General features: G+C 58.5%; 7 protein-coding genes and 1 pseudogene. 6 read left to right on the forward strand and 2 right to left on the reverse strand.

All coding sequences use genetic code 11. The features are described from left to right. From AC1DH9_RS20295 to AC1DH9_RS20320, 6 genes and pseudogenes are all read left to right on the forward strand, one after another. Window positions 1-421, forward strand: a 421-nt coding sequence (locus tag AC1DH9_RS20295) for a dehydroquinate synthase/iron-containing alcohol dehydrogenase family protein (RefSeq protein ID WP_477808663.1), incomplete at its 5' end; no start/stop codon positions are given. Between the two features lie 94 nt (window positions 422-515). Continuing rightward, window positions 516-1,256, forward strand: coding sequence for a PA3715 family protein (locus AC1DH9_RS20300; protein WP_477808664.1), 741 nt, complete (start codon window positions 516-518; stop codon window positions 1,254-1,256). Window positions 1,257-1,260: 4 nt separating this feature from the next. Then, window positions 1,261-1,674, forward strand: coding sequence for a VOC family protein (locus AC1DH9_RS20305; RefSeq protein WP_427536785.1), 414 nt, complete (start codon window positions 1,261-1,263; stop codon window positions 1,672-1,674). Between the two features lie 27 nt (window positions 1,675-1,701). After that, window positions 1,702-1,896, forward strand: a pseudogene (locus AC1DH9_RS20310) (LysE family translocator); the annotation flags it as partial. A 106-nt stretch (window positions 1,897-2,002) separates the two neighbouring features. Further along, window positions 2,003-3,346 (forward strand): sensor domain-containing protein, encoded by a 1,344-nt coding sequence (locus tag AC1DH9_RS20315; RefSeq protein WP_477808665.1) that lies wholly within the window; start codon window positions 2,003-2,005, stop codon window positions 3,344-3,346. Window positions 3,347-3,475: 129 nt separating this feature from the next. Continuing rightward, the gene (locus tag AC1DH9_RS20320) at window positions 3,476-4,000 is read left to right on the forward strand and encodes a DUF4142 domain-containing protein (protein ID WP_427536781.1); all 525 of its coding nucleotides are present in this window, start codon (window positions 3,476-3,478) and stop codon (window positions 3,998-4,000) included. A gap of 210 nt (window positions 4,001-4,210) precedes the next feature. Here the strand turns inward: AC1DH9_RS20320 and AC1DH9_RS20325 are convergent, their stop codons facing one another. Together AC1DH9_RS20325 and AC1DH9_RS20330 are read right to left on the reverse strand one after the other, a co-directional pair. Further along, on the reverse strand, window positions 4,211-4,750 hold the full coding sequence (locus AC1DH9_RS20325) for an AidA/PixA family protein (protein WP_427536779.1): 540 nt from the start codon (window positions 4,748-4,750) through the stop codon (window positions 4,211-4,213). A gap of 122 nt (window positions 4,751-4,872) precedes the next feature. Next, on the reverse strand, window positions 4,873-5,376 hold the full coding sequence (locus AC1DH9_RS20330) for an inclusion body family protein (protein WP_123582560.1): 504 nt from the start codon (window positions 5,374-5,376) through the stop codon (window positions 4,873-4,875). Window positions 5,377-5,753: the final 377 nt, after the last annotated feature.

Consider the following 5,753-nt stretch of genomic DNA (forward strand, 5'->3'; position numbering starts at 1 on the left):
GTATGCGCAGTTCCTCGCCGGCATGGCGTTCAACAATGCTTCGTTGGGGTTTGTGCATGCGATGGCGCACCAGTTGGGCGGTTTTTATGACTTGCCCCACGGTGTCTGCAACGCAGTACTGCTGCCGCACGTGCAAAGCTTCAACGCCGCGGTCTGTGCCGAACGCCTGGCCGTGGTGGCGCAGGCTCTGGGGGCCGACACTCGTGGCGTCAGCCCGGAAGAGGGGGCCCAGGCGGCCATCGTGGCGATCCGCGCGTTGGCCAGGGATGTGGAAATCCCCGGCGGTTTGCGTGATCTCGGCGCCAAGTTGCAAGACATCCCGATCCTCGCCGCCAACGCCTTGAAAGACGCCTGCGGCCTGACCAATCCACGGGCGGCGGATCAGCGGCAGATCGAGGAGATCTTTCGTAGCGCGTTTTGAACTGCTGTATCGAACCGGTTGAATCGACGGTCCGGGCGGGCGATAGTGCAGGGCTGATCTTTTATCGATTGATGACGTGCGCAAGGAACAGGGAATGACCTTGAAATACAGCTGGTTGGGATGTGTGGCAATGAGTGGTGCGCTGGGCGTGACCCAGGCATATGCCGAGTGTGTAACACCGCCATTGCCCGAGGGTGTGCCGGGTTATTCGGTGTGCAAGGACTGGCCGGCCTATGACGGCCAGACCATCACTGCGCTGTCGCAAATCGAGCCGGATCCAACCCTCAGCGATGAAGCGGACGGCACCGGAATGTACGACTTGAAACTGGCCGTGGTGTCCAACGTCGACGGTAAGCCGCTGGCTCGCTATTCCAAAGCCTCGGTGTTCAGCTCCGATGCTGTCCGGTTCGATGGGCTGAGCATCGACACCGCACGCTACAAGCTCACTTCCGACCTGCGGGCATTCGGTGTGCGTGCGGGGTTCACCGGCTCATCACGGGCCAATCCTTTCGGCGAGTCCCGGCTGTCGCTGTATGTTCGCGAAGGCAACACACTGCGCCCGGTACTGGAGCAACTGGTGATCGAATCCGATAGCGGTGAGTGGGATACCAACTGTGCGGGCGAGTTCTCGAACATCAAACGCACTCTGGATATAGCCAAAACCAGCAGCCACGGCTTCGCCGACCTGATCGTTAAATCGGTGACCACCGGCTCGCAAGACGCGGTGAAGAATGGCGAATGCGAATCCAAAGATACAGTGGKGAAAACGGTACTGACGACGCTGCGGTATGACGGTCAGCGGTATGTTGTTCCGAAAGAGTTAAAAGGGCTCTGAACCGATGCTCTCCGGCCTCAGCCACCTGACCCTGGCGGTCACCGATCTGGACCGCAGCGTGGCGTTCTATCATGGCCTGTTGCAACTGCGCCTCGACGCCACCTGGGACGGCGGTGCCTATCTGTCGTTGCCGGGGTTGTGGCTGTGCCTGTCTCTCGATCCGCTGCGCGAGCCTGAGGCGGCGGTCGATTACACCCATTACGCATTCAGCGTAGGCGCCAGCGACTTCCCGGTATTGGTTGAGCGACTGCGAGCTGTGGGTGTTTTAGAGTGGCGTGACAATCGCAGCGAAGGCGCGTCGTTCTATTTTCTGGATCCAGATGGGCACAAGATCGAGGCCCATGTTGGGGATCTGGTGTCGCGCCTTCAGGCGTGCCGCCAGAGACCTTATGCCGGGATGAAGTTTTTCACTCCGTGACCGGGCGCACTCCCGGCATGTCCATAGCTGATCTTTCCGAGTTTCATTAGCGGTATCGCTGCATACGCTATTCTGATCGGCATTGTGGGCACTCGTCGGGTGCGCACGTTGTATCAGCGTCATGAGCTGGCAATTACCCGGATTTGCGGGGTAATGTTCACCGGTTTCGCCATCAACGCCTTGCTGCACGCGGTGCCGGGGTTGCTGACGAACAAGGTTTGAGGCTGCGCGCAGGGTTGCGACAGCTGCGTCAGGACATCCGTTTCAACGATGGCCGGGTCCAGGGATTGATACTCACGGCTGCACTTTTGGACAGTATCCATCTTTGATGACCACCAGTAATTCCGCGCCGCTGGCGAGTTACATCGATCTTTTGCTCGACGTCGTGTGTGCGGTCGACAGCCAGGGGCGCTTCGTCTTTGTCAGTGCTGCTAGCGAGCGAGTGTTCGGTTACACCCCGGACGAGCTGATCGGCCAGTTGATGATCGAGATGGTCCACCCGGCCGATCGCCAACGGACCCTGGACGCCGCCCGGGAAATCATGCGCGGCCAGCCCAACCCGAATTTTGAAAACCGCTACCTGCGCAAGGATGGTCAGGTGGTGCATCTTCTCTGGTCGGYGCGTTGGTCTGAAGTTGACCAACTGCGCATCGCCGTGGCTCGTGACATCACCGAACGCAAACAGGCAGAGTCCCGGCAGGCCGCACTGTACGCGATCTCCGAAGCCGCCCATGCCGCTGAGGATTTGCTGGCGCTGTTCAAGCTCGTTCATCAATTGATYGGCGAATGGCTGCCGGCGCTGAACTTCTCGGTGGCGCTCTATGATGAGCACTGCGAGCAATTGAGTTTTCCGTACCACGTCGATGAACACGAGAGCGATCCGCTGTGCAGCGTTACCGGCCGGCTTTGCACCGAGGTGATCCAAACGGGGCAGCCGGTGCTGGTGACGCCTGACCAACCTGTCTCGATGCCCGGACTGTCCGAGGTCGGCAATGGCCAGGACTCACCCTGCTGGCTGGGTGTGCCGCTGAACTCACAGAAAGGCACCATCGGTGCACTGATCGTCAAAAGCGTACCCGGTGGCGAACGCTATACCGAGCGCGACAAGGAGCTGCTGCAATACGTCTGTGCCCAGCTCGCGGCAGCCATTGAGCGCAAGCAATTGCACTTCCGGCTGCAATTCATGGCGCAGCACGACCAGTTGACCCGCTTGCCTAACCGCGAACTGTTGCGTGAACGCCTGACAGCAGCCCTCGGCAAAGCCAGAAAAGACTCTGGACGGATGGCGCTGCTGTACGTCGACCTGGACCACTTCAAGCAGGTCAACGACACCTATGGTCATGGCGTCGGCGACATGCTGCTGCAAGCGGTGGCCAATCGACTGCAAGGCTGCGTGCGTGAGTCCGACACGGTGGCGCGCATTGGCGGTGATGAGTTTGTCGTTCTGCTCGACAGCATTCAGGCCGCCGAAGACGCCGCCCGTGTGGCGATCAAAATCCGTCAGGTGCTCGGCCAGCCAATGCGCCTGGACAGCCATACCCTGAACATACTGCCGAGTATCGGCATCGCGCTCTACCCCGAGCATGGCAGCGAAGAAAAGCAGTTGTTCAAGCATGCGGATGAGGCCATGTACGCAGTCAAACGCCTGAGTGGACGGCTGGATCGCGTCTGATTCGGCTTCCGTTCGGGCGCCGTTCGTCGCGACCGGTGCAATTTTTCTAAACCTTTGCGGTGTTTTAACTTCAGACGTCAGGCGGGGAAACCTGCTGCACTCATTTGCCTGTTCAAGGAGGGCGCGACCATGAACCGTATGGCCAGCCGATTATCGACCATCAGTTTTGCCGTATTGCTGGGCCTGGGCGCCAGCAATGCTTTGGCCCAGTCGCCAACCGATTTCATCAACGACACCTCGCTCAAAGGTATGGCTGACATCGAAGCCAGCCGCCTGGCTCACCAGAAAACCGAATCCAAAGAGGTCAAGGATTACACGATTGTGGTGATCAACGACCGCACCACGGCCAACCAGCATCTGGCAAAAATCGCCAAGAAACTCGATCTGCCCGTAGCTCCCAGAGAGGAGGTGGCCAGCAAGGCCAAGGCGCTGATTCCTGAGGTCAAGGACGGCGACTCGTTCGACGCGGCCTATGCCGCCAGCCAGGTGAAAACCACCCAGGAAGCCATCGAACAGTTGAAGCAGGAGGCACAAACCACCGACGTGCCGGAGCTCAAGGCCTTCGTTGCAGAAACCCTGCCCAAGCTCGAAAACCATTTGCATATGGCCAGGGCTCTTCAGGCCAATAGCCAATCGGGTCGGGTGGATGGTTGAGGCATGCATGCTCACTCGATCCGTAGCAGCTGGCGAAGCCTGCGTTCGAGGGTGCACCCCTTGCAAAACCGTGTTCTCTGTATCTCGGAAATGATGCGGTGTCAGATTTACGGCCGCTACGCGGGCCGAACGCAACCTTCGACAGCTGCTACGAAGTAGGTGGCGAGCCGGTACCGCTTCGAGCCTCGCCACAAAAACAGTCCGGGTACTTTAGTTCGACAGCTTCACCCCAACCGCCCAGCTGAAATACCCCAGCACTTCACAGCTGCTGTTCACCAGCATAAAGCTCAGCTCGCACTGTTCGACACCGGTGCTCAGCTGCTGGCAATGCCAATAGTGATCATCGGCTTTCACCGGGAGCGGTTCGGTGGGGGATTCGGGATTGGGGGCCGGCAAGGTCTGGCCGTTATGCACCACCAGATGCGGTTTTGAGAACACACCGGCGTCGCCCACAGTCAGGTTGTAAAACACCACGCTGTGTTCGGCGTGCAGGCCAACGGTTCGGCCACGGATGTGGAAGGTTTTGGTTGAACTTGCCGGTAGTTCAAGGCAAGGGCTCTTGGACGTTGGCGTTGTCCCCAGGGACGCGCCAAAGGTGAAAATGAAGCCGTCCTCGATCACGGTCGGTTTCTGCGGGTCGAGGCTCGGTTCCGGGTAGCGGGTGAGCAGGGTTTCGGCGTCGACAATCAGCAACACATTGGTTGCCTGCTCAGTGGTGGATGACGGGTTTGCGCTGGTATCTGTGGACATCACGGCTTCCTTTCATGATGTGGGTCGATCACGGCCACCGCTGCGGCTTACGCAAGACATCCAGTTCCAGTCGGGGCGCGAGGCAGAGGGGAAAGCCCCTTGTCGCCAAGGGGCCGTCCAGATCAGTTACGGATGGTGATGAACGGGTCCCACGAGCAGCAAGCTACAATCTGGCAGTCCCTGTTCACGATCAGGAAGTTGAAGTGATAGGTCACGCTGCCGGTGGCCAGGGTTTCCGAAGACCAGTAATGGTTATCGACTTTCTGGCAGCTAGGCACCGACGGGTTACTGGTGTTTGGCACGGCAACACACGCGGTGGCTTTGCGTGGAGTCGGTGTCGAGATCAGTTCATTACCGGCGTTGCCGATGAACTTGTAGAAAATGACCGCTGTTTCGAAGCTCTGCGACAGGCTGGTTTCGCGCCAGCGAATCAGGTCACCGACGGAGGCTTTCAGATTCAGTTCGCCACCGGCCTGGCCATTGATCACGTTGTCTCGGTTGGTGACCATGTACACATGACTGACATCGATAAGCGTTGGCGCGTTGGGATTTTTGCTGATGTTCGGGTAGTTTTTCAGAATGGATTCGGTGTCGATCGAAACAAGCACATCCGTGACTCGAGACATAGTAAAGCTCCTTGTTCATAGTGAGAGCCTGGCGTCTACCAGGCACAACAACGCTTGATTGCCATACGGCTGCTGTAAGCGCGCTACTACGGGGAACCTACCGATCACAAGGTACGAGCTGGCCTGGCTCCTTGCCTATGAAAGTGACCGGCCCGGGTTCCTTCCAACAGGCCGCGTCTGCACTATAGATGCCCATCTTAAGCTGTCAAAACAGAGGGGACTTCGTTCGACGAGCGGTCGTTTTTCTTCTGGCTTTCGATGATTTGGCGATAAGAAAACAGCGATCCAGAACGTTTCCCAAACGTTGATTTCCCTCTAGACCGTGTGCCATTGAGCAACGATTACCGAGCCCGGCAGCTTCACTTCCAGGGTGTCGG

It is taken from the genome of Pseudomonas sp. 05T35 (genome assembly GCF_056396605.1).